We start from the raw sequence: 25,796 nt of genomic DNA, 5'->3' as shown, positions 1-25,796 counted from the left end.
GCGCGGCGGACTCGTGCAAGGGCGCCGCGGTCGGCGGCGAAGGGTCGGGCGCGTCACTCGTCGACGTGCACGCTTTCCAGATAGCTGCGGATCGCCCAGAGGCCTTCCTGGCTGATGAAGTCGGCCATCTTCGGCATGTACACCGCGCCATCGCGCACCGCGCCGTTGATGACCCGCTCCTTGAACCATTCGTCGCCCTCGGCGCCGGTCTCCAGCAGGCGCAGGTCCGGGGCGATGCCGCCGGACTTGGCTTCCAGGCCGTGGCAGCGCGCGCAGTTCTGGTTGTAGGCGGAGGCGCCGATCTCGACGGCGAGGTCGTGCTTGGCGTAGGGCTCGCGGTAGGGGTTGATGTCGCGCCATTCCTTGCCCAGCGGCTCGAGTCCCTTGGTGTCCACTGCCTGGGGGGTCACATCGCCGTGGGCCAGCGCCAGGCTCGAGAGGCTGAGACCGGCCAGCACCAGCAGGCCGCGCAAGGCGTTGTTCTTGTTCATCACTTCATTCCTCCGGGGAGACAGGACAAGGCACGGGCGCCAAACGGCGCTCATCGCCATCCTAGGAAGCTCCGCCGCGCGCCCGAATCCTGCTTTGGGCGTCCTCGCCTACTCCCTTCGGAGTAGAGCCTCGGAAGGCCTTACGCGGGGCTTTGGCAGCAAGTCCAAGTCATGCCCCGTCCGGGAAGTCTTCCCGGACGAATCGGGCGATCTTCCGTTCCCGTCGGCGCGCCCCGCTTCCACCATGAAGCCGCCGCGGCCCGAGCAGCGGCCTGCCGTTTCTCGACCCTCACTCCAAACGGGAACCCGATCATGACAACAAGAACCTCACCCGCCCCTGCCGGCCTCCTGCGCCCGAGCCTGCACTGCCTCGCCTTCGCCGTCGCCCTGGGCAGCGCTGGCGCCGCGCTGGCCAAGGATGTGACCTGGGAGGACATCGCCAACGACGACAAGACCACCGGCGACGTGCTGCAGTACGGCATGGGCACCCACGCCCAGCGCTGGAGCCCGCTCAAGCAGGTCAACGCCGACAACGTGTTCAAGCTGACCCCGGCCTGGTCGTACTCCTTCGGCGACGAGAAACAGCGCGGCCAGGAGTCCCAGGCCATCGTCAGCGACGGCGTGATCTACGTGACCGCCTCCTACTCGCGGCTGTTCGCCCTCGACGCGAAGACCGGCAAGCGCCTGTGGACCTACAACCACCGCCTGCCCGACGACATCCGCCCGTGCTGCGACGTGGTCAACCGCGGCGCCGCGATCTATGGCGACAAGGTGTTCTTCGGCACCCTCGACGCCTCGGTGGTGGCGCTGAACAAGAACACCGGCAAGGTGGTGTGGAAGAAGAAGTTCGCCGATCACGGCGCCGGCTACACCATGACTGGCGCGCCGACCATCGTGAAGGACGGCAAGACCGGCAAGGTCCTGCTGATCCACGGCAGTTCGGGCGACGAGTTCGGCGTGGTCGGCCGCCTGTTCGCCCGCGATCCGGATACCGGCGAGGAAATCTGGATGCGTCCCTTCGTCGAAGGCCACATGGGCCGCCTGAACGGCAAGGACAGCACGGTGACCGGCGACGTCAAGGCGCCCTCCTGGCCGGACGATCGCAACTCGCCGACCGGCAAGGTCGAGTCGTGGAGCCACGGCGGCGGCGCTCCCTGGCAGAGCGCCAGCTTCGACGCCGAGACCAACACCATCATCGTCGGCGCCGGCAACCCCGGCCCGTGGAACACCTGGGCGCGCACCGCCAAGGGCGGCAACCCGCACGACTACGACAGCCTCTACACCTCCGGCCAGGTCGGGGTGGACCCGAGCAGCGGCGAGGTGAAGTGGTTCTACCAGCACACCCCCAACGACGCCTGGGACTTCTCCGGCAACAACGAACTGGTGCTGTTCGACTACAAGGCCAAGGACGGCAAGATCGTCAAGGCCACCGCCCACGCCGACCGCAACGGCTTCTTCTATGTGGTCGACCGCAGCAACGGCAAGTTGCAGAACGCCTTCCCCTTCGTCGACAACATCACCTGGGCCAGCCACATCGACCTGAAGACCGGCCGCCCGGTGGAGCGCGAGGGCCAGCGCCCGCCGCTGCCGGAACCGGGGCAGAAGCATGGCAAGGCGGTGGAAGTATCGCCGCCGTTCCTCGGCGGCAAGAACTGGAACCCGATGGCCTACAGCCAGGACACCGGCCTGTTCTACGTGCCGGCCAACCACTGGAAGGAAGACTACTGGACCGAGGAGGTCAGCTATACGAAGGGCAGCGCCTACCTGGGCATGGGCTTCCGGATCAAGCGCATGTACGACGACCACGTCGGCAGCCTGCGCGCCATGGACCCGCTCAGCGGCAAGCTGGTCTGGGAACACAAGGAACACCTGCCGCTCTGGGCCGGGGTGCTGGCCACCGCCGGCAACCTGGTGTTCACCGGCACCGGCGACGGCTACTTCAAGGCCTTCGACGCGAAGAGCGGCAAGGAGCTGTGGAAATTCCAGACCGGCAGCGGCATCGTCTCGCCACCGATCACCTGGGAACAGGACGGCGAGCAGTACCTCGGCGTGACCGTCGGCTACGGCGGCGCCGTGCCGCTGTGGGGCGGCGACATGGCCGACCTGACCCGGCCGGTGGCCCAGGGCGGTTCCTTCTGGGTATTCAAGCTGCCCAGCTGGGACAACCGCACCGCCAGCCGCTGATCCCCGCGCCGCGCCCTGCAAGGCGCGGCTTTCCCCGCCTGCGGAGTATCCCGATGAAGACCTTCCTCCTCTGCGCCGCCTTGCTCGGCGCCGGCCTGGCCCAGGCCGCCGACGACATCGACGACGTCCGCGTCATCGCCGGCTGCCGCCTGGAGCCCGGCGCGCGCTGCGCCAAGGCCGACCTGCGCGGCGCCGACCTGCGCAACCTCGACCTCGGCCGCATCGACCTGGCCGGCGCCGATCTCTCCGGCGCCGACCTGCGTCACGCCAGGCTCGACCTGGCCAACCTGGAAAAAGCCAACCTGCGTGGTGCCGACCTCACCCGCGCCAGCCTGCAGCAAGCCAACCTGCGCGGCGCCGACCTCTCCGGCGCCAGGGCGGTGGCGATCCAGGCCTGGGGCCTGTTCGCCCAGGGCGCCCAGTGGCAAGGCGCCGACCTCACCGCCGCCTACCTGGAGTTCGCCCGTCTCAGCGGCGGCCGCCTGCACCAGGCCACGCTGCGCGCCGCCGACCTGGAGATGACCTGGCTGTCCCGCGCCGATCTCAAGGGCGCCGACCTGCGCGACGCCAACCTGCAGGAAGTCAAGCTGGCCGAGGCCAACCTGGAGGATGCCGACCTGCGCGGCAGCAAGGTGCGCTTCGGCAACTTCCAGGGCAGCAACATGCAGGGTTGCAAGGACTGCCCCGCGGGCTGGCAGTGAAGCGCCGGACAGCAGCGACGGCGCCCCTAGCCGAGGCTGCCGCGAGCCTCCTCGGCGAGCGGCAGCGGCAGGCCCAGCCGCAGCACGCCGCTGTCGATGGCCCGGTGCACCAGTTCCGCCTGGGTACTCACCTGCAACTTCTGCTTGAGCAGGCTGACATGGTTGGACACGGTCTTGGCGCTTACCCCCAGGTGCTCGGCCACCTCGCGCAGGGCCAGGCCACGCGCGAGCAGGCGGAAGATCTCGAACTCGCGACGGGTCAGTCCGCGCAACGCTGCCCCGCCCTGCTCCTCCCGCGACTGGCAGGCCAGGCGCGTGGCCAGCGGCTGCTCCAGATAGAGCTGGCCGGCGAGCACTCGCCGTATCGCCTCCAGCAGCACCGTCGGCGCCGCACGCTTGGTCACGTAGCCGCGGGCACCGGCATCCAGCGCCTGGCGCACCAGGGCCAGTTCGTCGTGGAGGCTGAAGAACAGCACACGCAACTGCGGCAGGCGCTGGCGCAGCCGGCGAGTCAGTTCCAGGCCGCTGATGCCCGGCAGGCCGAGATCGACGATGACCAGCGAAGGAATGTCCCGCTGCACCGCCTGCAAGGCTTCTTCGCCATCGCCGGCCTCGCTCACCTCCACGTCGGGGAGCAGCCCGCGCAACAGCGCGGCCAGCCCTTCGCGGACCACGAAATGATCGTCCACCAGCAGGATCTTCATCGTCCTCTCCTCTCAGTCGCCGCGTTCCAGCGGCATCCGCAGGCGCAACGCCAGGCCCTGTCCGGGACGGCTGCGCAGGCTCAGTTCAGCGCCCAGGCAGTGCGCGCGCTGGCGCATCGAGTCCAGGCCGAAGCCGGGCGCCGGGTCCGCCGCGCAGCCGCGACCGTCGTCGCGTACGCTCAGGTAGAGAAAGCCGCCACGGCGTTGCAGGCGGATCCGCACGCGGCTGGCGCCGGCATGCCGGGCGACGTTGTTCAGCGCCTCCTGCAACAGGCGGTAGAGATGGGTCCCGGCCGCCGCATCCAGGGGCGGCAGCGGACCGCCCAGGCGCAGCTCGCAGGCGATGCCCTGGCCTTCCTGCCAGTCCGCCACGCAGGCGCGCAGCGCCTCGTCCAGCGACTGGCGTTGCAGGGCCGGCGGCGGTAGACCGCGCAGCAGCGCGCGGAAGCTGTCGTCCAGCCCCTGGCAGTAGCGCTCCAGGCGCGCCAGCGCCGGCTGCCCGTCGCCTGCCGTGCAGCGCAGCAACAACAGTTGGGTGCGGATACCCGTCAGGTACTGGCCGATATCGTCATGCACCGCCTGGGCCAGCAAGCGCCGCTCGCGCTCCTGCACGGCGAGCAGCCAGCGGTACTCCGCCGGGCCGGCGGGTCGCAGGTCATCCATGGCGTGGCTCAGGGGGCGATCCGACAGGCCTGTCCGACGGCGCAGGCGGCAGGTCTTTCCTGGCCGAGGTGGCGGGAATAGAGGAAATCGAACCCGAGCAGGCTGAGGATCAGCAGGATGGGCAACACCAGGGTGACGGCGATGCGCATGGCGGCGACTCCTGTCCATTGTCGTTGTCGAGACATGCTAGGACGCGCGGAGCCACGGCGTGCTACTACCTTGGTACTGCCGGGCCGCTACTTTTGCGGGGCCACCCGCCTCCAGCCGCCCTTGCGGGCGCCGCCGATGCAGCAGGAGCGCTGCGCAAGCGCCTGGTCCTGCTACTTTGGTACTGGTTCACCCCTCCGGACGTCGAATTTCCAAAGCAGCGCGCCTGCCCTGTAATGACGCATACAAGAAGAAACGACGAGAAGCCGCCATGCCCCGCCTTGCCTTGCCCCGCGTAGCGCCCGACTACCCTGCGGCGGTCCCGCCGCAGTACCGAGTTCGCCTTCTCCGCCTACCCGGCTGCCGACCGTCCGCGACGCGTCCCCGGCAGCGCGCGGCGGAACGCCCGCCCGCTGGGCTATCGCGCCCACGACTGCTACCGTGAGCGCATTCGCATCCGCCCGCGTGCCCCGAGCCGCCACCAGCCGCCCATAACGACAATAACGAGGTGCAGGCCATGTACAAGATCCTGATCGCCGACGACCACCCGCTGTTCCGCGAGGCCATCCACAATGTCATCGCCGACGGATTCCCCGGCAGCGAAGTGATGGAAACCGCCGACCTCGACAGCGCCCTGGACCTGACCCAGGAACACGACGACCTCGACCTGATCCTGCTCGACCTGAACATGCCCGGCATGCACGGCCTCAACGGCCTGATGAACCTGCGCAACGAGGCCCCGACCATTCCCGTGGTTATCGTCTCCGCCGAGCAGGACAAGCAGGTGGTGCTACAGGCCATCACCTACGGCGCGGTGGGCTTCATCACCAAGTCCTCGCCACGCGCGCAGATGACCGAAGCCATCGAGCAGATCCTCAACGGCAACGTCTACCTGCCCTCGGACGTGATCCGCACCCAGAAGAGTTCGCCGCGACGCAGCGGCCACGAAGAACACGGCATCTCCCCGGAACTGCTCCAGGCCCTGACCCGCAAGCAGCTGCTGGTGCTGGAGCGGATGACCAAGGGCGAGTCGAACAAGCAGATCGCCTACAACCTGGACATCGCCGAGACCACGGTGAAGGCGCACGTCTCGGCGATCCTGCGCAAGCTCAAGGTACACAACCGGGTCCAGGCGATCCTCAGCGCCGGCGACATCGACTTCGCCGCCTACCTGCGCCGCTGAGACCCGCCGATGCCCGACCGCCGTACCCTGCTGCTCACTGTCCTGGCGATGCTGGCCTTCGCCGGCAATTCGCTGCTCTGCCGCGCGGCGCTGAAGGACACCGCCATCGACGCGGTCAGCTTCACCGCCCTGCGTCTCTTCTCCGGCGCCCTCATGCTCGCCGTCCTGCTGCATCTGCGCCGGCGCCCGGCCACGCCCGCGCGCGGCGGCTGGCGCGGGGCGGCGGCGCTGTTCGTCTACGCGGCCGCGTTCTCCTACGCCTACGTGCAGCTGGACGCCGGCACCGGCGCGCTGCTGCTGTTCGGCGCGGTACAGGTCACCCTGCTGCTGGCCGGCCTGCTGCGCGGCGAACGGCTGGGCGGACAGGCGCTGCTCGGTTTCCTGCTGGCCCTGGGCGGCCTGCTGTTCCTGTTGCTCCCCGGAGCCAGCGCGCCGCCGCTGGGCGGTGCCCTGCTGATGCTCCTGTCCGGCCTCGCCTGGGGCCTCTATACCCTGCTCGGCCGCGGCGGCGGCGATCCGCTGGCGGTCAGCGCCGGCAACTTCCTCCGAGCCCTTGCCTTCACCGCCCTGCTGCTCCTGGCATTCCACGGGCAGTTGCGGCTGGACGGCGCCGGGCTGGCCTACGCCCTGCTTTCCGGCGCCCTCGCCTCCGGCCTCGGCTACGCCGTCTGGTACAGCGCGCTGCCGGGGCTGACGGCGATCCAGGGCGCCTCGGTGCAGCTCAGCGTGCCGGTGCTCGCCGCCCTCAGCGGCGCCCTGCTGCTCGGCGAGCCGCTCGCCCCGCGACTGCCGCCGGCGACCCTGGCGGTGCTCGGCGGGATCGCCCTGATCCTCGCCCCGCGCCTGGGCCGCGCGGCGCGCGAGGGCGCCTGAATCAGACCGAGGCTTCGCGCTCCAGCAAGTGGCAGAGCGCGGTCTTCAGCTTCATCGGCCGCACCGGCTTGTGCATCAGGGTATGGCCAAGCTCGCGAACCTGCTGCTTGAGTTCGTTGCTGTAGTTGGCTGTGATCATCAGCGCCGGCAGCGGCGAGCCGCGCCGGGCGTTGATCGCGGCGACCGCGTCGACGCCGTTGCGCTGGTCGTCGAGGTGATAGTCGACGATCAGCAGGTCGGCCTCGGCATGGTAGTTGTCGACCTGTCGCGCCAGGTCTTCCTCCGACAGCGCCGTCACTACCCGGCAGCCCCAGGCTTCGAGCAACGTGCGCATGCCGGCGCAGATCGCCGCATCGTTGTCCAGCACCCACACCCGCGAACCACGCAGGCGCTCGCGCAGGTCGTCCGCGCTGGCCAGCGGCTCGGCGCGACTGCGCGGGGCATGGCGGGCCAGCGGTACCTCGATGGCGAAGCACGAGCCCTTGCCCGGCAGCGAGCCGACCCGGACCCGGTGGCCGAGCATGCGGGCGATCTTGTCGACGATCGCCAATCCCAGGCCGAGCCCGCGGTCCTGGTGGCAACGCTGTGACTCGCCGCGCTTGAATTCCTGGAAAATCTCGCCGAGCTTGTCGGCGGCGATGCCCACCCCGGTGTCCCAGACCTCGATCGACAGGCGCTGCCGATGCCGGCGGCAACCCAGCAGCACGCGCCCTCGCGGGGTATAGCGGATGGCGTTGGAAAGCAGGTTGCGGAGGATTCGCGCGAGCAGTTGCTGGTCGCTGCGGACCAGCGCCCCGCAGGCCACGAAGTCCAGGCGTAGCCCTTCGCTGGCGGCTACCTGGCGGTACTCCGCGGCCAGGTTGCCGAGCAGTTCGCCAAGCTCGAACGGGGCGATGTCCGGGGTGATCACGCCGGCGTCCAGCTTGGAAATGTCCACCAGGGTGCCGAGCAGGTTCTCCACGTCCTCCAGCGAATGGCTGATGTTGTTCACCAGCGCCTCGTTGTCCGGCGCCGCGCTGCCGCGCTCCTGCAAGGCGCTGGTGAATAGCCGCGCGGCGTTCAGCGGTTGCAGCAGGTCGTGGCTGACCGCCGCGAGGAACTTGGTCTTCGACAGGTTGGCCTGTTCCGCCTCGCGCTTGGCCTCGCGCAGGCGCGCCTCGACCTGGCTGCGCTCGTGGATCTCGCGCTTGAACTGGTCGTTGAGGGTGGTCAGCTCGGCGGTCCGCTCGCGCACCCGCTGTTCGAGGTTCTGGTAGGCCTGGTGCAGCGCCTCGGCGGTCCGCCGGCGCTCGGTGATATCCCGAATCAGCACGAACAGCCCGGCGACCCGGCCGTCGGCCTGGCGGTTCGGCACGTAGGAGCGCTGCATGTAGCGCTCCTCGCCGGACAACGCGGTCTCGGCGATCTCGAAGGTCACGCTTTCGCCGGCCAGGGCCCGCTCGAAGTACGGCTCCAGGCGCCGGCAGTGCTCGGCGCCATGCACGTCGCGCAGGCAGCGGCCGAGCATCGAGCCGCTGGGCCAGCGGTACCACTCCTCGTAGACCTTGTTGGTGAATTCGTAGACCAGTTCGTCGCTGAGATAGGCGATCAGCGCCGGCACCTGGTCGGTGATCAGGCGGATCCAGCGCTCGCTGGCGCGCAACGCCTCGGCGTGGCGATAGCGTTCGGTGATGTCGGTGAAGGTGTTGACGAAGCCGCCGGTGGGCAGCGCATGGGTACGGATCTCCAGCACCCGGCCATCGAACAGGCGCTGCTCGCGGGCGCTCAGCGGACTCCCCTGGGAGTCCTGGCTGCGCGGCGTGAGCAACGGCAATTCGCTCTCCGCCATGACTTCGGCGAAGGCCCGGTGCCCGGCGATCGGCGCCAGCCCGCAGAGTTCCAGGAAGCGCCGGTTCCACAACTCCAGCACGCCGTCGGCGCCGACCATCGCCACGCCCTGGGAGAGGTTGTCCACCGCCCGCTGCAACAGGTGCGACTTCTGCGCCAGCGCCTGCTCGCGGCGCGCGGTCTCGCTGAGCTTGATCTCGGTGACGTCGCTGTAGAGCACCGCCAGCCCGCCGTCGCGGGTCGGCCGTTCGCTCATCCGCAGCCAGCGCTCGTCGCGCAGGCGATACAGGGTCTGCTGGTCGCCGCCGCGCTGTTCCTCGACGATCAGCCCGCCGCTGCGCGCCAGCCGGTGCAGTTCGGCGCGGCGCATGCCAGGACCGATCCGCGCCCGGCTGTCGACCCACAGCGCGCGGAAGCGCTCGTTGAACAGCACGATGCGCTGCTGCGGATCGAACAGGACGAAGGCGTCGGAGATGCTTTCGATGGCGTCGAGCAGATGCTGGTGGGCGGTCTCGGCACGCAGGCGAGCGTCGCTGAGCAACTGGTTGCTGGCCTTCAGTTCGAGCATCGTCTGGCTCAGCGCGTCGGTGCGCTCGCGGACCTGCTCGGCCAGCACCACGGAATACTGGAAGGCGCCGTAGGCCTCGTCGCTCTGCGCGGCGCTCGACTCGATGCGTCCGATCAGCGCCTGGTTGATCCGCTGCAACTTGTGCCGCTCTTCTTCGAGGGCGACGACCCGCGCCTGCAGCTCAGCGACGGACACCTCCACGGGGTCGGCCAATGGCGACCCCGGTGAAGGTCTGGTTGATATGCATGCCATTGAATTGCTCTCCGTAGGTGTTGAAGCCGATCACCTGCTGGCTGCGGAGAAACGCGGCGGTAGCTTGCGTGTCACCGCCGACCTCCAGCTCCAGGCGCCGCAGGAAGCAGTCGCAACCGATGGTCAGCAACGGCGGTCCGAGGCGCTCGTGGAGGCGGCGGAACTGCGCCTCCAGGTTGGGCAACAGCGGGCCGGTGCTCATCGCGGTGAGAACGATGCCGTTCTCCACCGCACAGTAGAACGTCAGGCTCAGGTCCTCGTTGGCCTGCTGGATCGAGCGCACGTAATAGCGTTCGTCGACCCGCACCGCCAGCGGATGCGCGGAGAACAGGGCGAAATCCAGCGCCTGCGGCGCCACCCCGACCAGCCGGGCGTATTCCAGCGCCGCCGGCTCGGCGTTGAGTTCGTGGACCCGCCGGCTGCCGCTGTCGGCGCGGGTCACCACCAACTTTTCGGCGCGCGGCACCACGTGATGGGTGGTGAAGACCTCGAAGTCCAGCCAGGTGTTGACCAGCACCACCACTGCCGCCCCGGTATGGAACTGGCCCTGGTGGTAGACATGGGTGTGGGTCAGGTGCCGGTCGTCGCCGGCCGAGCCACCGAAATGCGGGATCGCGCCGAGCGCCGCGCCAAGCGCGGCGAGCACCACCTCTTCGCGGCTGGACAGGCCGTCGAGCAGGGTCAGGGCGAAACTGTGGTCCTTGATCGGCGCCAGGCCGCCGCGGCGACAGCCGGCCACCAGGGTCTCGACCATCTGCTGCGCGTCCAGCAGGCTGAAGCGCTCCATTTCGTCGATCAGCGCGCTGCTGATGGCGAAGCTGCGCACGTCGAAGCCCACCGCGCTGACGCAGCCGCGCCCGTAGCCCGCCGGAGTGATCTCGCCGGCGGTGGTGCAGCCGACCAGGTCGATGCCGCCGAAGTAGCGTTCGAGCATCTCGCCGAGGGCCGGCAGGTCGTATTCCGCGGAACAGAAGAACAGCACGAAGCCCAGGTGCGGATGGATAAGCTGGCGCGCCAGGTCCTGGGCCACCACTTCGACGTCGCGCGCGCTGGACATGCCCCTGCAGACCCCTTCCCCCTGCCCTTCGTACATGCCCGCTCCCCCGTCGTTCCGCCTCGCCAGCATTCTACGAAGGGCGCCGCCGCGGCCCCTATCCTACTTGGGTCGCGGCGGGGTCCTTCGAAAGTAGCGGTATCACCAGTTCAGTACGGCGCCGAGGGCCACGGTGTCGGTGTCCTCGTCGAGCGCGGCACCGTCGCGCCCGTCGATCCGGTAGCGGTTCAGCTCGGCGACCAGCTTGAGGTTGTCGTTGATCGTGCGGAAATAGGCGATGCCGCGACTCTCGTAGTCGGCCGCGGAACCCAGGCCGTTGCCGTCGTCGACGGTCTTGCCGTAGGACAGCGCCAGGCGGTTCTTGCCCCATGAATACGAGCCCTGCAGCAATGCGCCGCGGCTGTCCACCTCGCGCAGCGCGGCTTCGCCGGCATTGTTGGTGAAGAAGGGATTGATGCCCTTGGCGGTGAACCCCGAACCGGTCACGGAGAAACCGCCCATCTTCACCTGCAAGCCATAGCCGACCCCCTTGGAAGTCACGCTGTCGACGCTGTCGCTGGTGTTCTTCGAAGTCTGGTAGCCGCCGTTGATCCAGCTGTAGACCTGCGCCCCGGCCAGGTCGAACTGGTAGCTGACCTCGCTCTCGTAGCGCGGGTTGTCCTGGTAGGCCTTGTCGTCGAGGCCGTCGCTGGCGTCTTTGTCGATCTGGTTGGAGTCGATCGGGTCGAGGATGCCCACGGCGATGCGCAGGCCGGGCAGCAGGTCGTTGTTGCGGTAGGTGATCTGCGAGGTGGGGAACGGGTACGGATAGCCGGTGCCGATGTTGCCGAAGGAGACGCCCTTGCCGTCCACCAGGCCGAGGGTGTCGCTGGGGTTGCCGAAACCGGCCAGCAGTTCGTCGAGGAAGATGTTCGAGCGCGAGAACAGGCCGAAGTCCTTGCCGATCAGCACCTCGCCCCAGTCGCCGGCGACCGTGCCGTAGAACTGACGGACGTCGATGGCGGTATCGGTGCCGTCGGTCTCGCTGTCGTTGATGGTCACCCAGAAGGAGGCGCGACCGCCGAGGCTCAGCTCGTCGATCTTCCTGCCGAAGTTGAAGCCGATGTAGTTCGGCAGGAATCCCATCTTCACCCGCGACTGGCGGCGATCGTAGGTCTCGCCCTGGCGGTCGACGTCGCTGTTGACGTAGAAGGCATTGAAGTAGCCGTCGGAGGAAAAGGTGGTCTCGTCCTTGTCGTACAGCAGGATATCGGCGGCGGCCGGTTGCAGGCCGCCCAGGGCACCCAGCGAGGCCAGGGTCAGCGGCAGGATTCGGCGAACGGCGGTGTTGTTCTTGTTCATGGCGCACTCCGCGAGGTGAAACGACCGGGCCGGTCGTGGCGGAGCCGATTATCGAAACCGGGAAAGCCCGGCCATACGCTTCCTTGGGCCTGCTTCGACGCTTCTTCATGGTGGGCGTGGGTGCCGCTGCGCAAGGCGCGGGCAGCGCTCCTCCGGCGGTAGCGCAACCTTGGTCGCGGCGGGAGCGCCACCGAAGCAGCGCGGCTTTCGACCTAACGCCGCAGTGACGCCGGCAAGGCTGTCGTCGAGTTACCGCGTGGCTCGCTTCAGCGCCGGCTGGAAAGCACCCACCAGCCGCCGCGCGCCTCCAGCAACCGGGCCTGGGCCGCGAGCAGGTCGTCGCCGCTCAGGCCGAGGGCGGCCTCGGCGAGCAGCCGGGAGCGACCGGCGCCACCGCCAAGGTGCTCCGCCCAGGCGCGCCGGGCTCGCTCGGCGAAGCTACCCGGCGCTCGGCGCAGGTCGTCGGCGAGGGCTTCGCGCAGGCCGGCCAGGCGTTGCGCCGGCAGTTGCGCGAGCGCCTCGACGGAGCGCTGGAGGAAGGTCTCCATATGCTCCAGCAGGCGTTCCGGGCAGGCACGCGGGGATTGCGCGGCGAACAGCAGGCCGCGCCGGGCGCCGACCTCGCGGAAGCCGCAGAACAACGCGTAGCCCAGTTGCAGCTCGTCGCGCAGGCGCCGCTGGAAGGCCGGTTCGTGCAGGCGCGCCAGCAAGCGCCAGGCCGCCTCCATCGGCACCTCCGGCGAGGGCAGCGGGCAGAACAGCAGCAACGCCGACTCGCCGTCCATGGCCAGTTCGCGGCGATGCCGTCCGGGCCTCGGCGGCATAGGCTCCAGGCGCTCGCCGGCAGCCTGGCCGGGCATCCATCGGGGATCTGGCATCGCGGCCTGCATGACCAAGGCGTCCCAGCGCGTCCGCCGCCAGTCGTCGACCTCCGCCAGCGGCTCGCCGAGTAGGCCGGGCAAGGCGTCCAGCAACTGCCGGATCGGCAGGCCAGTGGCGCTGCGGCGCCGCTCGGCGGAGGACAGACGCTCGCCGCTCGCGCGCCAGTCGGGCGGCGCCGCGAGGAGCCGGGCCAGGGCCGGGCGCACGGCGGCCTCGAGGCGATCGCGCGGACCGAGCAGGCTCAGCGACCAGTCTTCGCCGAGCGCCTCCAGGCCCATCTCCACTCCCCCCAGGCGCGCCTGGCCGCACAGCGGACGCAACGCCTGGCGCAGCGCCAGGAAGCGTGACCGTGCGGGCACACCGGGAAAGCGCCAGCGCAGGAACAGCGCGCCCTCGGCGGCGGCACTGGGCGGCAACGGCAGTTCGAAGCGCCAGGCATGCCGCTGCGCGGTCAGCGGCGGCGCTGCGGCAACCGGCGCCACGCTCAGGCGGAAGCCCGCCGACCAGCGCGCTTCGGCGCCGTCGAGTTCGCCGTCCAGGTGCAGCCGCAGGCAGCGGTCGGCGCGCAGCGCGTCCAGGCAGGCAGGGCGAATCTCCGCCGGCAGGCCGAGAACGCGCTGGCGTAGTCGCTCCAGCGGCGCAGTGGGCTCCGCCAGCAACGGCCGGCGCGCCGCCAGCAAGCTGGCGGCATCGTCGCGCAGGGCGCCCAGCCAGTCGAAAAAGGCCGCCTCCAGCGCCGCCGCCGCGCTGCCGTCGAACAGTTCGAAGGTCAACGCCAGGAGCGCCTGCCGCGCGTCCCGATGAACCACCCGCAGCGCCGCCGATTCGCCCAGGCTCTGTTCGCCGAGTGCCGCCAGCAACCCACCCGGCGAGCGATCGCCGAGCAATTCGGCGAACGCCAGCAGGGTCTGTTCGTCGGTCCCCCGCAAAGCGTCGAGGGCAAAGCCCAGCACCAGCCGCGGAGGTCCCGGCAGGCGCAGCGCCAGCGCTTCGCCGGCGAAGGGCAGCAACGGCGGCGGCGGCGGACTCGCGCCTGGCGCGCGCCCCGGCAGGTCGGCGCAGGCACGCTGCGCCAGCCTCTCCAGCTCGTCCAGTGCCTGCGGCCCTTGCAGCCATAGCTGGCAATTGCCGGCGTGATAGTGGGCGGCATGGAATTCGCGCAGGGCCCGCTGGAACGCATCGCTCTCCAGGGCCAGGCTGTCGTGGCGCCCGGCAGCGAAACGCCGCAGGGGGTGTCCGGCGGGCAGGCCGAGGGCCAGCGCCGCGTCGATCAGGGTCTGCTCGTCGGCCGAGCGCGCCAGGTATTCGGCCTCGAGCACTTCGCGCTCGCGCCGTTGCGCATCGATGTCCAGCAAGGGGCGGGCGAGCATGTCGATCAGCCGTGCCAGACCGGCGCCAAGGTGCTCCGCCGTCACCTCGAAGAAATAGTCGGTGGTCCTGCCCCGGGTGCTGGCGTTGACCTGGCCGCCGCGCACCTGCAACCACGGCATCAGGCGCTCGTCGCCGGGAAACGCCGCGCCACCGAGAAACGACAGGTGCTCGAGGAAGTGGGCCAGGCCGGGATGCGCGCTCGGCTCGTCGTGGCTGCCCGCCGCCACCCGCAGCCAGGCAGCGGCGCGCGATGCCGCCGGATCATGCGCCAGGTGCAGGCGCAGGCCGTTGGGCAGCACGCAGGCGCGGCTCCTGGGGTGGTGTTGGGCGTGGCGATCCATGGGCGTCCTCGCGGGTTCCTAGGCTGAACCTTACCCTTCCGCGAGGCGAAGGAAATAGTCCTTTCGCCGGGTCGTATCAGGAAGCCGGCGGCTCCTGGCCAGACGCTTCCTCGGAGTACAGCGCCCGTCCGCCGTCGGCCTTGAGCGCCTGCAGGACCTCGGGCGCACGGCACGGGGCGAACAGGTCGAGGCCGGGATCGTAGGCGCCGGTGCGCACTTCCAGCAGGCCGAGCATCGAGTGGAACAGGTTGTCCTGGGACAGCTCCTCGTCGCTGCGCTGGCGCAGGCAGCCACTGTCGAGGCCGAAGGCGCTCTGGTAGCCGGGCGAGAACCAGGCCAGCATGCCGACGTGCTTCTGCTGGTCCGGCGCCAGCAGGTAAGGCGTGCCATGCAGGTAGAGGTTGTACTCGCCGAGCGACTCGCCATGGTCGGAGAGGTAGAGCATGCCGGTATCGATGCGCTCTTCGTTCTTGCGCAGCAGGTCGATCAGGCTGGCCAGCACGTGGTCGGTGTACAGCAGGGTGTTGTCGTAGCCGTTGATGATGCTGTCCCGCGAGCAGGCGCTGAAGTCGTTGCTGGCGCAGACCGGGGTGAACTTCTCGTACTCCCTGGGATAGCGCTTGAAGTAGGCCGGGCCGTGGCTGCCCATCTGGTGCAGGACCAGCACGGTGTCCTGTTGCAGCCCGTCGATGAAGGCCTGCAAGTCGCGCAGGAGGATCTCGTCATGACACTCGCCGCCGGCGCACAGGGCCGGATCCTTGCTCTCGCTCAGGTCCTGGAAGGCGACGCGGTCGCAGGTGCCCTTGCAGCCGGACTGGTTGTCCCGCCACAGGACCCGCAGGCCTGCGCGCTGCAACACATCGAGAAGGCCTTCCTGGGTGCGCGCGCGAGCGTCGCTGTAGTCCGCGCGGCCCAGGTTGGAGAACATGCAGGGCACCGACACCGCGGTCTCGGTACCGCAGGAGTGCACATTGGAGAAGTTGATCAGGCCCTCCTCGGCCTTCAGCCGCGGGTTGGTCTCGCGAGCGTAGCCGTTGAGGCCGAAGTTCTGTGCCCGCGCGCTCTCGCCCACCACCAGCACGGTCAGCGACTTGCGCGCATGGCCCTGCCACAGGTCGGCGCGCCGGGCATCGACGGCGATCGGCCGCAGCGGCTGGCTGGCGGCCTGGGCCTGGCCCTTGGCGTAGCCGATGGCGGCGCCGACCAGGTTGCTCGGGGTGACCTGCAGGCGCAGTTCCTTGTTGTTGCGGAACAGCGAGGACAGCCCCTGGTAATTGGCCAGCGCCACCCCGGCGAGCAGCGCCAGGCAGGCGAGCGCCACCAGCAGCTTGCTCAGCAGCTCGCGTGGCCACGGCCGGTAGCGCACCGGCGTGCGCCACAGCAGCCAGACCGGCAGCGCGCCAAGCAACGCCAGGTAGACGGCGAGCTTCGGCGAAAGCAGGTCGGCGACCTCGGCCGGGTTGGTCTGCATGACGTTGCGCAGCATGCCGACGTCCATCAGCACGCCGTACTGGGTCATGAAGTAGGTGGTACCGGCGGCCGCCAGGATCAGCAGGGTCAGCGCCGGCTTGAGCAGCCAGCGGAACGCCAGCAGGGTCAGCGCCAGGTTGAAGATCGCGGCGATCATCAGGCCGACCGCCAGCATCATGCCGAGGCCCTGCCAGCCCGCCGGGGTGATCGCCAGCAGGCGTTGCCACAGCGGCAGGTTGTAGAACAGCAGGAAGGCGAGGCTGACCAGCAGGGTCAGCAGTTCGGGACGGACGGCGCGGGCTTTCGACATGGGCACGGATCTTCACTGACTTCCGGGTTGCCGTGCGCAGCGTTGCCCCTGGCAGCACTCGACGACGGCGGCAGTCTGCTCGGCGATCCGTCAATCTTTCGTGAAGAATACCTACAGAAAACGTAACCCTTCGGAAGTGCCGCAGCCCTTGTATTCCGGGGCTTTCAGCCGGATTGCAAAAAGTTCGCGGGAAGCTTTCCGGGCGTTTTCCGGGTTCGCCGGCATACCCCCCGCATGACGCCGCCGACGCAGGCGGAAGACAGCAAGCGGCAAGGAACGCGGAGCGCTCCGGCGCCGGTGCCTACGGACTGTTCTGATTGCGACGTCGTTTTTCAACAAAAGGACAGCCAGACCAATGTCTATCCCGCGACCCCGGCATTTTCGTTAGCATGCCAAGTTTCCGGCCCGGTTCCCACAAGGACGGCGGCCGCCTCCCCTGCTCGTCCCATCCAGATGAGTGCCGTTTCCCTTACCCCCCGGGAAACCCTTCTGTGAATTTCCTCGAGCAGCGCGGTACCTCTCCAGCATGAACGCTTTGAAAGGCCGGGACATCCTGGCGCTTGGTTTTATGACCTTTGCCCTGTTCGTCGGGGCCGGCAACATCATCTTCCCGCCCATCGTCGGCTTGCAGTCCGGCCCCCATGTGTGGCTGGCGGCGCTGGGCTTCCTGATCACCGCGGTGGGGCTGCCGGTGATCACCGTGATCGCCCTGGCCAAGGTCGGCGGTTCGGTCGACGCCCTCAGCCATCCGATCGGCAGGTATGCCGGCGGCCTGCTGGCGGCGGTCTGCTACCTGGCGGTCGGCCCGCTGTTCGCCATTCCGCGCACCGCCACGGTGTCCTTCGAGGTCGGCGTGGTGCCGCTGCTCGGCGAGAGCGGCACGGCGCTGTTCGTCTACAGCCTGGCGTACTTCCTTCTGGCCCTGGCCATCTCCCTCTACCCCGGTCGCCTGCTGGACACCGTCGGACGCTTCCTCGCCCCGCTGAAGATCCTTGCCCTGGCGATTCTCGGCGTCGCCGCCTTCCTCTGGCCCGCCGGCCCGATCGGCACGGCCCAGCCGGAGTACACCCAGGCCGCGTTCTCCCAGGGTTTCGTCAACGGCTACCTGACCATGGACACCCTCGCCGCGCTGGTCTTCGGCATCGTCATCGTCAACGCCATCCGTTCCCGCGGCGTGCAGTCGCCGCGGCTGATCACCCGCTACGCCATCGTCGCCGGGCTGATCGCCGGCGTCGGCCTGGTGCTGGTCTACGTCAGCCTGTTCCGGCTCGGCGCCGGCAGCCATGCCATCGCCGCCGACGCCAACAACGGCGCGGCGGTCCTGCATGCCTACGTGCAACATACCTTCGGCAGCCTCGGCAGCTCGTTCCTGGCGGGACTTATCGCGCTGGCCTGCCTGGTCACCGCGGTCGGCCTGACCTGCGCCTGCGCCGAGTACTTCTGCCAGCGCCTGCCGCTGTCCTACCGCAGCCTGGTGATCATCCTGGCAGGGTTCTCCTTCATCGTTTCCAACCTCGGCCTGACCAAGCTGATCCAGGTCTCGATCCCGGTGCTCACCGCGATCTATCCGCCGTGCATCGTGCTGGTGGCGCTGAGCTTCTGCATCGGCCTCTGGCATTCGGCGACGCGCATCCTCGCCCCGGTGATGCTGGTTTCCCTGGCGTTCGGCGTGCTCGATGCCCTGAAGGCGGCGGGCCTGGGCCAGGACTTCCCGCAATGGCTGCTGCACCTGCCGCTGGCCGAACAGGGCCTGGCCTGGTTGATCCCCTCGGTCGCCACTCTCGCCGCCTGTAGCCTGGTCGACCGCCTGCTGGGCAAGCCTGCGCAAGTCGCCGCCTGAGCAGGCCCCAGCGGCCTGCCGCCTGTTCTCCCGGCCGAGCGCGGGACATGCCGGCGGGCGGCGCCAATCGCGGCGTCCGCCCCACGGCCCGGCTGGCGCCTGCCGCCGCCGGCAGCGCTTCTTCCCGCGTTCAGCCGAACGAATAAGCACTATCGAGCGGGATGATTTCTAGCGCAGCGGCGCGGTTGTTAGCCTTTCGACCATTCCCCCAGGAAAGCGAATCCAGGAGCCGGTCATGGCCAAGGCACTCATCAGCGTACTGTTGTTCTCCCTCGCCCTCGCCGGCTGCGCCAGCGACTACAACCCCTCTCGCCCGTACAGCAGCGACGAGGTCAGGCAACTGGCGCTGGAAGACCTGGCCCGGCGCAGCCTGTCGTTCGAGGAATACCAGGCCAAGCGTCAGGCAATTCTCGAGGAAAAACCGCAAACCGCCGTCAGCCAGTCCAACGCCGCCCTACGCAGTACCGCCATCTGAGGCCTCTTCGAACGGCCAAGAGAAAGCCCCGCGATGCGGGGCTTCTTCGTATTCGGGGCTGGGCGGTCAGCCGCAGGACAGGCGCTTGATCACCAGCGTGTCGTCGACATCGATGTTCAGCCGGCGCGGGTTGTAGTCCATGGTCACCGCATCGTGCGGGCGCAGCGCCCGGGCGACTTCCGCTCCGGCGGCGCGGCGGGCCTCCTCGACGATGGCCGCGGAAGCCTGCTTGCCGACATAGGCCTGCACCGCATTGGCATCGCAACGGCCGTCCGCTGCCGGGGTGGCCGCGGGCGCGCTGGCGCTGCCGGTGGCTACGCTGGCGCCTTCGGTGGACGGGCTGTCGCCGTTGCTGCTGCAACCGGCGAGCAGGGCCGCGAGAACGAGTGCACTGGAAAACTGCTTCAAAGGCATACCGCCTCCTCTGATCTTCTGGGATCGCCACCTTACCAGTGGCATGGGTTTCCTGGCGAAACTGCAATCCGCGCTGACAAATTCGCCAGCTTCAGTCGCCGCTCAGGCGCTGCAGTTCGCGACGCACCATGGCCGCGTATTCCGGCGGACGCAGGAGGTAGAGCTGGCCCGCGACCCAGTCCAGCCAGCGGCCGCCCTGTTCAGCGCGGGCGTCGAGCAGGCGCCGCGCCTCTTCCTCCGCCCGTTGCCGGTGCTGCCGATGGAATGCCTGGCGCTTCGACAGGCCGGAGGCCTCTCCGGTTCGATCGTCGGGAGTGTCGGTCATGGCTCTCTTCGCAACCTGCTGCACAAGCCGGACATTCTAACCGCGGAACGCCGTTGCCGTTCGCGGCAAGCGCTTGCCTCCGCCCCGCCCTGCGCCATGCGCCGAGCCCTCTGGCGCGGGGTTCGGCGACCTGGCACGGCCCTTGCGACGGAGCGGCGGTCATTCATTTCCATGGAGGCAGGTCATGAACAGCATCGGTCCCGCCAGCCTTTCCGGCTGGTCTGCGCGTTACCCGAACAACCCGCGGCAAGCCAGCACCGAGATCGGCAACGGCGATCTGCTGAAACCGCGCCCCGCCCTTGGCACGCCATTGCGCAACGAGGCCGCCGATCCCGCCACGGAGTCCGCCCGCCAGGCCCTGGACGAGGGTTTCGCGAAGCTGAACCTGACGCTGAAGCAGAACCAGGCGAATGCCACTGCCGGCGCCGGCGAAGGCAAGTCGGCCTATGACGAGTTCAAGGAGTACATGCAGAAATCGCCCGCCGAGCGGATGCGCGAGCAGGTCCTGAAGAGCCTCGGCCTGACCGAGGAGGAACTGGACGCGATGCCGCCGGAGAAACGCGAACAGGTGGAGAAAGGCATCGGCGAACGCATGCGCGAGATGATCGCCATGCAGAACGGCCAGGCGCCGGGACGGCAAGAGGACCCGACGCAGGCCGGCGCGACGCTGAACGCCTGGATCTGAGCCAGGCGCGCGCCAGTCTCTCAGCGCTGCCGGGCGACGACGCGCTTGGCGTAGCTGGCGCGCTCCATCTCGCGCACTTCGACGCTGACCTGCACGCCCTCCTCGCCGCCGCCCGCCACCGCTCCGGCGAGCACCTCGCAGAGCGACTCGCCCAGCGCCTGGCGGGTCGCCGCGTCGCGCCCGTCGAGGATCGACAGGCAGGCATGCAGGTAGGCGCGCTCGACCGCCGCGGTTCCCTGCCGGTAGGCCTCCAGGGTGACGAAGCGCGACTTGATGTCCGCCTCGCCGAATTGCCCGGAAGCGAACAGCGCGGCATTGGCCTGCTCCAGCAGTTCGCCGGGGGACGTTTCGAGGCGGAGGTTGGCAGTGGCTTCGATAACGAGATGCGGCATGCTGGCGGGCCTTGCGGGGAATGGAGAGCGGGATTCTAGCGGCTCGACGAGCGATGCGACAGCCGGCCTGCGCCTGCGTGGCTCAGATCAACCCGGCGGCCGCGAAAGCCCGCGCGTAGATGGCGCGGATCAGCGCGTCTCGCAGGCCTGCCGCTGGCCCTTGGCCGGCGTGTACAGGTAGCCGGGCGTGTCGCCCGCCTGGCGGTACAGGACCGAACCGTCGCTATAGGAAATCGCGCTCAGCGCCTGGCCATCGGCGAGGCTGCGGACATCGCCGCCCAGCGACTGGACGCTGCTGCCGTCGGGCAGCTTTAGACTGGCGAAACCGTCGATCACCTCGAGTTTGCCGAAGTCTCCGCAGTGCAACGCCAGCGGCCCGGAAGCGGCCTTTCCGTCCGACGATGAATCCCCGCAACCGCCCAGCAGCGACAGAACCAACAACGCGGGGAGAACAGCGGGCTTCATCGGGGAGTCCTTTGCGGATGAGCGGAAGACGGGACTCTACCACCTGCCGGGCAGCGGGAAAAACCGCTTCGGCGTACGCTGTCATGCAACGGCAGGCGCACCTGTGAGACAATTCGCCGAATGCCAGGCATCACACCCCGCCTTCATCGCGCTACAGCCACGTCATGACGCTGGCTGCGGCACTCCACGAATGCCCGCAGGATCGACCCATGCTCCAGATGGAGCGCAGCGGAAAGCCGAGAACCGGTAGCAGACCGGTATCGCCACGGTCCAGGCGTGCGTAAGTCCTCTATAGGTAAAGAAGTTGATCTCCACCGCGAATATCACCATGCAGTTCGGCGCCAAGCCGCTGTTCGAGAACGTTTCCGTCAAGTTCGGCAACGGCAACCGCTACGGCCTGATCGGCGCCAACGGTTGCGGCAAGTCGACCTTCATGAAGATCCTCGGCAACGACCTGGAGCCGAGCGCCGGCCAGGTCATGCTGGAACCCAACGTGCGCCTGGGCAAGCTGCGCCAGGACCAGTTCGCCTACGAGGACTTCAGCGTCATCGATACGGTGATCATGGGCCACGAGGAACTCTGGGCGGTGAAGGCCGAGCGCGACCGCATCTACTCGCTGCCGGAAATGAGCGAGGCAGATGGCATGGCGGTGGCCGAGCTGGAAGTCCAGTTCGCCGAGTTCGACGGCTACACCGCCGAGTCCCGCGCCGGCGAGCTGCTGCTCGGCCTGGGCATCCCGCTGGAGCAGCACTTCGGCCCGATGAGCGCCGTCGCCCCCGGCTGGAAGCTGCGCGTGCTGCTGGCCCAGGCGCTGTTCTCGGACCCGGACGTGCTGCTGCTCGACGAACCGACCAACCACCTGGACATCAACACCATCCGCTGGCTGGAAGGCGTGCTCACCGCGCGCAACAGCACCATGATCATCATTTCCCACGATCGGCACTTCCTGAACAGCGTCTGCACCCACATGGCCGACCTGGACTACGGCGAGCTGCGCCTGTTCCCGGGCAACTACGACGAGTACATGACCGCCGCCGAACAGGCCCGCGAGCGCCTGCTGTCGGACAACGCCAAGAAGAAGGCGCAGATCGCCGAGCTGCAATCCTTCGTCAGCCGCTTCTCGGCCAACGCCTCCAAGGCCAAGCAGGCCACCAGCCGCGCCCGGCAGATCGACAAGATCCAGCTGGAAGAGGTCAAGCCGTCCAGCCGGGTCAGCCCGTTCATCCGCTTCGAGCAATACAAGAAGCTGCACCGCCAGGCGGTGACCGTGGAAAACATCAGCAAGGGCTATGACGGCAAGCCGCTGTTCAAGGGCCTGAGCCTGCAGGTCGAGGCCGGCGAGCGCGTCGCCATCATCGGCCCCAACGGCATCGGCAAGACCACCCTGTTGCGCTGCCTGGTCGGCGACCTGCCGGTGGATGGCGGCGAGGTGAAATGGACCGACAGCGCCGACGTCGGCTATTTCGCCCAGGACCATGCCGACGACTTCGCCGACGACATGAGCCTGTTCGACTGGATGGCCCAGTGGACCCAGGGCGGCGAACAACTGGTGCGCGGCACCCTCGGCCGCATGCTGTTCTCCAACGACGAGATCAAGAAGTCGGTGAAAGTGATCTCCGGCGGCGAGCAGGGCCGCATGCTGTTCGGCCGGCTGATCCTCAAGCGTCCCAACGTGCTGGTGATGGACGAGCCGACCAACCACCTGGACATGGAGTCCATCGAGGCGCTGAACCTGGCGCTGGACAACTATCCGGGCACGCTGATCTTCGTCAGCCACGACCGCGAATTCGTTTCCTCGCTGGCTACCCGCATCATCGAGCTGGGCGAGAACGGCGTGACCGACTTCAGCGGCAGCTATGACGACTACCTGCGCAGCCAGGGCGTGATCGTCTGAGTCCCCGTCGCGCAACGCAAAAGCCCCGCATCCGCGGGGCTTTTTCATTCCGGCATGGACGCGCAGGGCCTATGGGGAGCGCGACTCAGTCGACGTAGCCGGCCATCATCGCCGCGCGGGTCGCCAGGCGCTGGCCCTCGGCGATCTTCTCGCGCTGTTCGGCGGTCAGCTCGCGGGGCGGGTGGTCCTTGATGTAGGCAGCCACGTTCACCCCGATGTAGACGATCAGGGCGGCGGCGATCAGGACGTTCTTCGGATTGATGTCCGAGCGCCGCTTGCAGGCTTCGCAGATGCCGTTCTCGACGAGACGGGTCGCTCGGGCGCCGCAGTTGCGGCAGTAACACGCGCTCACAGGCCGGTTCCTTGTGCTTGTAATTGTCCGGTCAATCTACACGCAGCGCGCCGCTGCGCACAACGCGAAAACCCCGCCGAAGCGGGGTTTTCCGATGACGCGGGGATCAGGCCGCGGCGAACTGCCCGGCGATCTGCCGGCGGGCGGCGGCGATGGCCTGGGCGCGGGGCTCCTCGCCATAGGCCAGGCCTTCGGCGCGAACCACTTCGATATCGGTGATGCCGAAGAAGCCCAGCACGGTGCGCAGGTAGCCTTCGTGGGCCGCGCCGGTCGGCTGGCCGGCATGCACGCCACCGGCGGTGGAGACGATCACCACCTTCTTGTCGCCGGCCAGGCCAACCGGGCCGTTCTCGGTGTAGCGGAAGGTCTTGCCGGCGACCGCGATGCGATCGATCCAGGCCTTGAGCTGGCTGGAGATGGTGAAGTTGTACATCGGCGCGCCGATGACCACGACGTCGGCGGCGAGGAACTCTTCCAGCACTTCTTCACCCACCGCGACTTCATGCTTCAGCGCGGCATCGCGCAGCTCCGCCGGGGTGCTGCCGGCGGCCAGGGTCAGGGCGGAGAAATGCGCCACCGCGTCGGCGGCCAGGTCGCGGTAGGTGACGTCAAGCCCGTCTTCGTTCTGCCGCCAGGCCTGGACCAGCTCGGCGCTCAGTTGGCGGGAAGCGGAGGCGTCGCCGAGGATGCTGGAATCGATATGCAAAAGTTTCATGTCTCGCTCCTGAAAGTGGGGGATCGCAGTGTGGCGATCGAGTGGTTTGCATCCTACCGGCAAGGCCAATCGACGATTAGTCGGCAGAAACATGACTATTCGTCCCACACATAGGACAATCTGTTTTTCCCCCAGCGGAGCGCCTGCATGCCCCACGACCTCAACGACCTCTACTACTTCGCCAAGGTGGTGGAATGCGGCGGCTTCGCCGCGGCCGGACGCGAGACGGGGATTCCCAAGTCGCGCCTGTCGCGGCGCATCGCCGAGCTGGAGGAACGCCTCCAGGTACGCCTGCTGCACCGCACGACACGCAAGCTGGTGCTCACGGAGGTCGGCGAACGCTACCTGCAGCACTGCCGCAACCTGCTGCTGGAAGCGGAGATGGCCGAACAGGTGATCGCCGAGCTGAGCGTCGAGCCACGTGGCCGGCTGCGCCTTTCCGCACCGGTGGCCATGGCTTCGAGCAACCTGGCCGACCTGTTGCCGCGGTTTCTCGAACGACACCCGCAGGTCCAGCTGGAAATCCTCCTGACCAACCGCCGGGTCGACCTGCTCAACGAGGGGGTGGACGTGGCACTGCGCGTGCGCGAACTCGGCGACGAGGACCCTGCGCTGGTCTGCCGGCGCCTGGCTCCGGCGACCACGCAGATCCTCGCCGCCCCGTCGCTGATCGCCGGGCGTCGTCTGGAACATCCGGAAGACCTCGAAGACCTGCCCTTCCTCGGCGCTATCCATAACGACCGCAAGGTCCACGCGACCCTGATCGGGCCGGATGGCAGCCGCTACCAGTTGGAACGCGAACCGCGCCTGGGCGTCGACGACTTCGTCCTGCGCAAGAAAGCCGCCGTGGCCGGCCTCGGCGTCACCCTGCTGCCCGAAGGCTACTGCGACAGGGAACTGGCCGATGGCAGCCTGGTGCGCATCCTGCCGCAGTGGACCTTGCCGAAAAGCACCATGCAGGCCGCCTACCTGCCGCGCAGCAGCCAGATTCCGGCGATCCGTGCTTTGATCGACTTTCTCGTGGAAGCCCTGCAACGCCCCTCGGGCGAGACCGGCCCGGCCTACCGCCGCGCCCGCGAGTGAGCCGCGCCGTTCAGCCGATCCACTGCAACAGCGCGGCGGACAGGCGCCCGCCGAGCAGGCTGTCGAGCCAGAACAGCTGGTGCAGCAGGACGATGCCCCAGAACACCAGTTGGAACGAGAGCTTGCGGGTCTTGTGGCGGAACGCCTGCTGCGCGACCAGCGCGCCAGGCCAGCCGCCAAGCAGCTCGAACAGGTGCAGGCGGACCTCCGGGGTACGCCAGTCGCCGCGTGCGGCGCTGCGCTTGTCCTGCCAGTAGAGGGCGAATGCGAGCAGGCTGGCCAGCGGATAGGCCAGCAGCGGCCAGAGGGCCTGTCCGTCCAGGTACATCCGCCAGGCGCCGGCGGCCGGCAGCACGCAGAGGATCAGCAGGACCAGCAGCTTCGCCAACGGGCGCTGCAACGCGCTCGGCGGAGTCGGCGCCGGCCGCGCCTGGGCCCGCGTCACCGGCGCCTGGGCGCCACGGCGGACAGTCGGCGGATCGAGGGTCAGCGCGTCCAGCCGCGCCCTCTCGGCGCGCAGGCGGCCCTGGGCATCCTGGCTGGCGAGAAACCACACCTGGTCGCCCTGGCGGGGACGGCGGTCACCACGGAACGCGGAGATATGCAGGAAGACTTCTTCCCCGCCGGTCTTCGGCAGGATGAAGCCGAAGCCCTTGTCGTCGTACCAGCGGCTGATCATGCCCGGCTTTTCCATATCCACTCGCTCGCTACCCGTTTCGCGCTGCATTCTAGCCACCCGCGGCGGCCAGGCGAAAAAAACGCGGCTCGCGCCGCGCCTTTTACCTGGTTCCCGG

Annotated in this window: 25 protein-coding genes; 9 read left to right on the top strand and 16 right to left on the bottom strand. The window is 68.6% G+C overall.

Annotation, left to right across the window (positions count from 1 at the left end; all coding sequences use genetic code 11):
- Positions 1–53 precede the first annotated feature (53 nt).
- Positions 54–491, bottom strand: coding sequence for a cytochrome c-550 PedF (pedF, locus tag FOC67_RS10520; RefSeq protein ID WP_009315612.1), 438 nt, complete (start codon positions 489–491; stop codon positions 54–56).
- Positions 492–803: 312 nt separating this feature from the next.
- Between pedF and exaA the strand changes: the two genes are divergently transcribed.
- On the top strand, positions 804–2,675 hold the full coding sequence (gene exaA / locus FOC67_RS10515) for a quinoprotein ethanol dehydrogenase (RefSeq protein ID WP_003139755.1): 1,872 nt from the start codon (positions 804–806) through the stop codon (positions 2,673–2,675).
- Between the two features lie 53 nt (positions 2,676–2,728).
- Entirely contained in the window at positions 2,729–3,376 is a 648-nt protein-coding gene (locus FOC67_RS10510; RefSeq protein WP_003088520.1) for a pentapeptide repeat-containing protein, read from the top strand.
- A 26-nt stretch (positions 3,377–3,402) separates the two neighbouring features.
- Here the strand turns inward: FOC67_RS10510 and FOC67_RS10505 are convergent, their stop codons facing one another.
- From FOC67_RS10505 to FOC67_RS10495, 3 genes are read right to left on the bottom strand one after another with little or no spacing between them, the layout of a single operon-like run.
- The gene (locus FOC67_RS10505) at positions 3,403–4,080 is read right to left on the bottom strand and encodes a response regulator transcription factor (protein ID WP_009315609.1); all 678 of its coding nucleotides are present in this window, start codon (positions 4,078–4,080) and stop codon (positions 3,403–3,405) included.
- Between the two features lie 12 nt (positions 4,081–4,092).
- Positions 4,093–4,743 carry a sensor histidine kinase gene (locus tag FOC67_RS10500; RefSeq protein ID WP_009315608.1) on the bottom strand — a complete coding sequence of 217 codons (651 nt, stop codon included), beginning with the start codon at positions 4,741–4,743 and terminating at the stop codon, positions 4,093–4,095.
- 8 nt (positions 4,744–4,751) lie between these two features.
- Positions 4,752–4,892: a hypothetical protein gene (locus FOC67_RS10495; protein ID WP_003088510.1), complete on the bottom strand. Its 141-nt coding sequence runs from the start codon at positions 4,890–4,892 to the stop codon at positions 4,752–4,754.
- Between the two features lie 515 nt (positions 4,893–5,407).
- Between FOC67_RS10495 and agmR the strand changes: the two genes are divergently transcribed.
- Together agmR and FOC67_RS10485 are read left to right on the top strand one after the other, a co-directional pair.
- Positions 5,408–6,073, top strand: coding sequence for a response regulator AgmR (agmR, locus tag FOC67_RS10490; protein ID WP_043550840.1), 666 nt, complete (start codon positions 5,408–5,410; stop codon positions 6,071–6,073).
- Between the two features lie 9 nt (positions 6,074–6,082).
- The gene (locus tag FOC67_RS10485) at positions 6,083–6,946 is read left to right on the top strand and encodes a DMT family transporter (protein ID WP_174707720.1); all 864 of its coding nucleotides are present in this window, start codon (positions 6,083–6,085) and stop codon (positions 6,944–6,946) included.
- Position 6,947: 1 nt separating this feature from the next.
- On the opposite strand, the gene nahK is transcribed toward FOC67_RS10485, so the two are convergent.
- The 5 genes from nahK to FOC67_RS10460 form a co-directional block, all read right to left on the bottom strand.
- Entirely contained in the window at positions 6,948–9,593 is a 2,646-nt protein-coding gene (gene nahK, locus FOC67_RS10480) for a hybrid sensor histidine kinase/response regulator NahK/ErcS' (protein WP_074222478.1), read from the bottom strand.
- Positions 9,523–10,686 (bottom strand): nitric oxide-sensing protein NosP, encoded by a 1,164-nt coding sequence (gene nosP, locus FOC67_RS10475; protein WP_003139768.1) that lies wholly within the window; start codon positions 10,684–10,686, stop codon positions 9,523–9,525. Before nosP ends, nahK begins: the two co-directional genes overlap by 71 nt.
- Before the next feature lie 102 nt (positions 10,687–10,788).
- Positions 10,789–11,988 (bottom strand): porin, encoded by a 1,200-nt coding sequence (locus FOC67_RS10470; RefSeq protein ID WP_009315605.1) that lies wholly within the window; start codon positions 11,986–11,988, stop codon positions 10,789–10,791.
- Between the two features lie 266 nt (positions 11,989–12,254).
- On the bottom strand, positions 12,255–14,582 hold the full coding sequence (pqqF, locus tag FOC67_RS10465) for a pyrroloquinoline quinone biosynthesis protein PqqF (RefSeq protein WP_174707719.1): 2,328 nt from the start codon (positions 14,580–14,582) through the stop codon (positions 12,255–12,257).
- Between the two features lie 76 nt (positions 14,583–14,658).
- Positions 14,659–16,362: a phosphoethanolamine transferase gene (locus FOC67_RS10460; protein ID WP_009315602.1), complete on the bottom strand. Its 1,704-nt coding sequence runs from the start codon at positions 16,360–16,362 to the stop codon at positions 14,659–14,661.
- 526 nt (positions 16,363–16,888) lie between these two features.
- Between FOC67_RS10460 and brnQ the strand changes: the two genes are divergently transcribed.
- Together brnQ and FOC67_RS10450 are read left to right on the top strand one after the other, a co-directional pair.
- Positions 16,889–18,202 carry a branched-chain amino acid transport system II carrier protein gene (gene brnQ, locus FOC67_RS10455; RefSeq protein ID WP_009315601.1) on the top strand — a complete coding sequence of 438 codons (1,314 nt, stop codon included), beginning with the start codon at positions 16,889–16,891 and terminating at the stop codon, positions 18,200–18,202.
- Between the two features lie 235 nt (positions 18,203–18,437).
- Entirely contained in the window at positions 18,438–18,677 is a 240-nt protein-coding gene (locus FOC67_RS10450) for a hypothetical protein (protein WP_003088496.1), read from the top strand.
- Between the two features lie 66 nt (positions 18,678–18,743).
- Here FOC67_RS10450 and FOC67_RS10445 read toward each other — a convergent pair whose 3' ends face one another.
- Both FOC67_RS10445 and FOC67_RS10440 read right to left on the bottom strand, forming a co-directional pair.
- Positions 18,744–19,091 (bottom strand): I78 family peptidase inhibitor, encoded by a 348-nt coding sequence (locus FOC67_RS10445; RefSeq protein WP_003088494.1) that lies wholly within the window; start codon positions 19,089–19,091, stop codon positions 18,744–18,746.
- Positions 19,092–19,182: 91 nt separating this feature from the next.
- On the bottom strand, positions 19,183–19,416 hold the full coding sequence (locus tag FOC67_RS10440; RefSeq protein WP_003088492.1) for a hypothetical protein: 234 nt from the start codon (positions 19,414–19,416) through the stop codon (positions 19,183–19,185).
- A 184-nt stretch (positions 19,417–19,600) separates the two neighbouring features.
- Between FOC67_RS10440 and FOC67_RS10435 the strand changes: the two genes are divergently transcribed.
- Entirely contained in the window at positions 19,601–20,101 is a 501-nt protein-coding gene (locus tag FOC67_RS10435) for a hypothetical protein (protein ID WP_009315599.1), read from the top strand.
- 20 nt (positions 20,102–20,121) lie between these two features.
- Here the strand turns inward: FOC67_RS10435 and FOC67_RS10430 are convergent, their stop codons facing one another.
- Both FOC67_RS10430 and FOC67_RS10425 read right to left on the bottom strand, forming a co-directional pair.
- Positions 20,122–20,493: a 5-carboxymethyl-2-hydroxymuconate Delta-isomerase gene (locus FOC67_RS10430; protein ID WP_003088488.1), complete on the bottom strand. Its 372-nt coding sequence runs from the start codon at positions 20,491–20,493 to the stop codon at positions 20,122–20,124.
- A gap of 129 nt (positions 20,494–20,622) precedes the next feature.
- On the bottom strand, positions 20,623–20,958 hold the full coding sequence (locus FOC67_RS10425) for a hypothetical protein (RefSeq protein WP_003119150.1): 336 nt from the start codon (positions 20,956–20,958) through the stop codon (positions 20,623–20,625).
- Positions 20,959–21,262: 304 nt separating this feature from the next.
- On the opposite strand from FOC67_RS10425, the gene FOC67_RS10420 reads away from it, so the two are divergent.
- On the top strand, positions 21,263–22,852 hold the full coding sequence (locus FOC67_RS10420; protein WP_003111315.1) for an ABC-F family ATPase: 1,590 nt from the start codon (positions 21,263–21,265) through the stop codon (positions 22,850–22,852).
- Positions 22,853–22,937: 85 nt separating this feature from the next.
- Here the strand turns inward: FOC67_RS10420 and FOC67_RS10415 are convergent, their stop codons facing one another.
- Together FOC67_RS10415 and azoR2 are read right to left on the bottom strand one after the other, a co-directional pair.
- Positions 22,938–23,204 (bottom strand): hypothetical protein, encoded by a 267-nt coding sequence (locus FOC67_RS10415; RefSeq protein WP_003088334.1) that lies wholly within the window; start codon positions 23,202–23,204, stop codon positions 22,938–22,940.
- A gap of 106 nt (positions 23,205–23,310) precedes the next feature.
- A complete protein-coding gene (gene azoR2 / locus FOC67_RS10410; protein ID WP_003088332.1) occupies positions 23,311–23,919 on the bottom strand; it encodes an FMN-dependent NADH-azoreductase AzoR2 in 609 nt (202 codons plus the stop codon).
- A gap of 147 nt (positions 23,920–24,066) precedes the next feature.
- Here azoR2 and FOC67_RS10405 point away from each other — a divergent pair, with 147 nt between their 5' ends.
- Positions 24,067–25,002 (top strand): LysR substrate-binding domain-containing protein, encoded by a 936-nt coding sequence (locus FOC67_RS10405; protein WP_009315598.1) that lies wholly within the window; start codon positions 24,067–24,069, stop codon positions 25,000–25,002.
- A gap of 10 nt (positions 25,003–25,012) precedes the next feature.
- Here FOC67_RS10405 and FOC67_RS10400 read toward each other — a convergent pair whose 3' ends face one another.
- Positions 25,013–25,729, bottom strand: a complete 717-nt coding sequence (locus tag FOC67_RS10400; RefSeq protein WP_003132686.1) for a DUF1294 domain-containing protein — start codon at positions 25,727–25,729, stop codon at positions 25,013–25,015.
- Positions 25,730–25,796: the final 67 nt, after the last annotated feature.

This window comes from Pseudomonas sp. FDAARGOS_761 (genome assembly GCF_013343155.1).
GTDB classification, from domain to species: Bacteria; Pseudomonadota; Gammaproteobacteria; order Pseudomonadales; family Pseudomonadaceae; genus Pseudomonas; species Pseudomonas aeruginosa.
The sequence above is the reverse complement of the archived record's forward strand: the minus strand, read 5'-3'. Positions and strand labels throughout refer to the sequence as shown.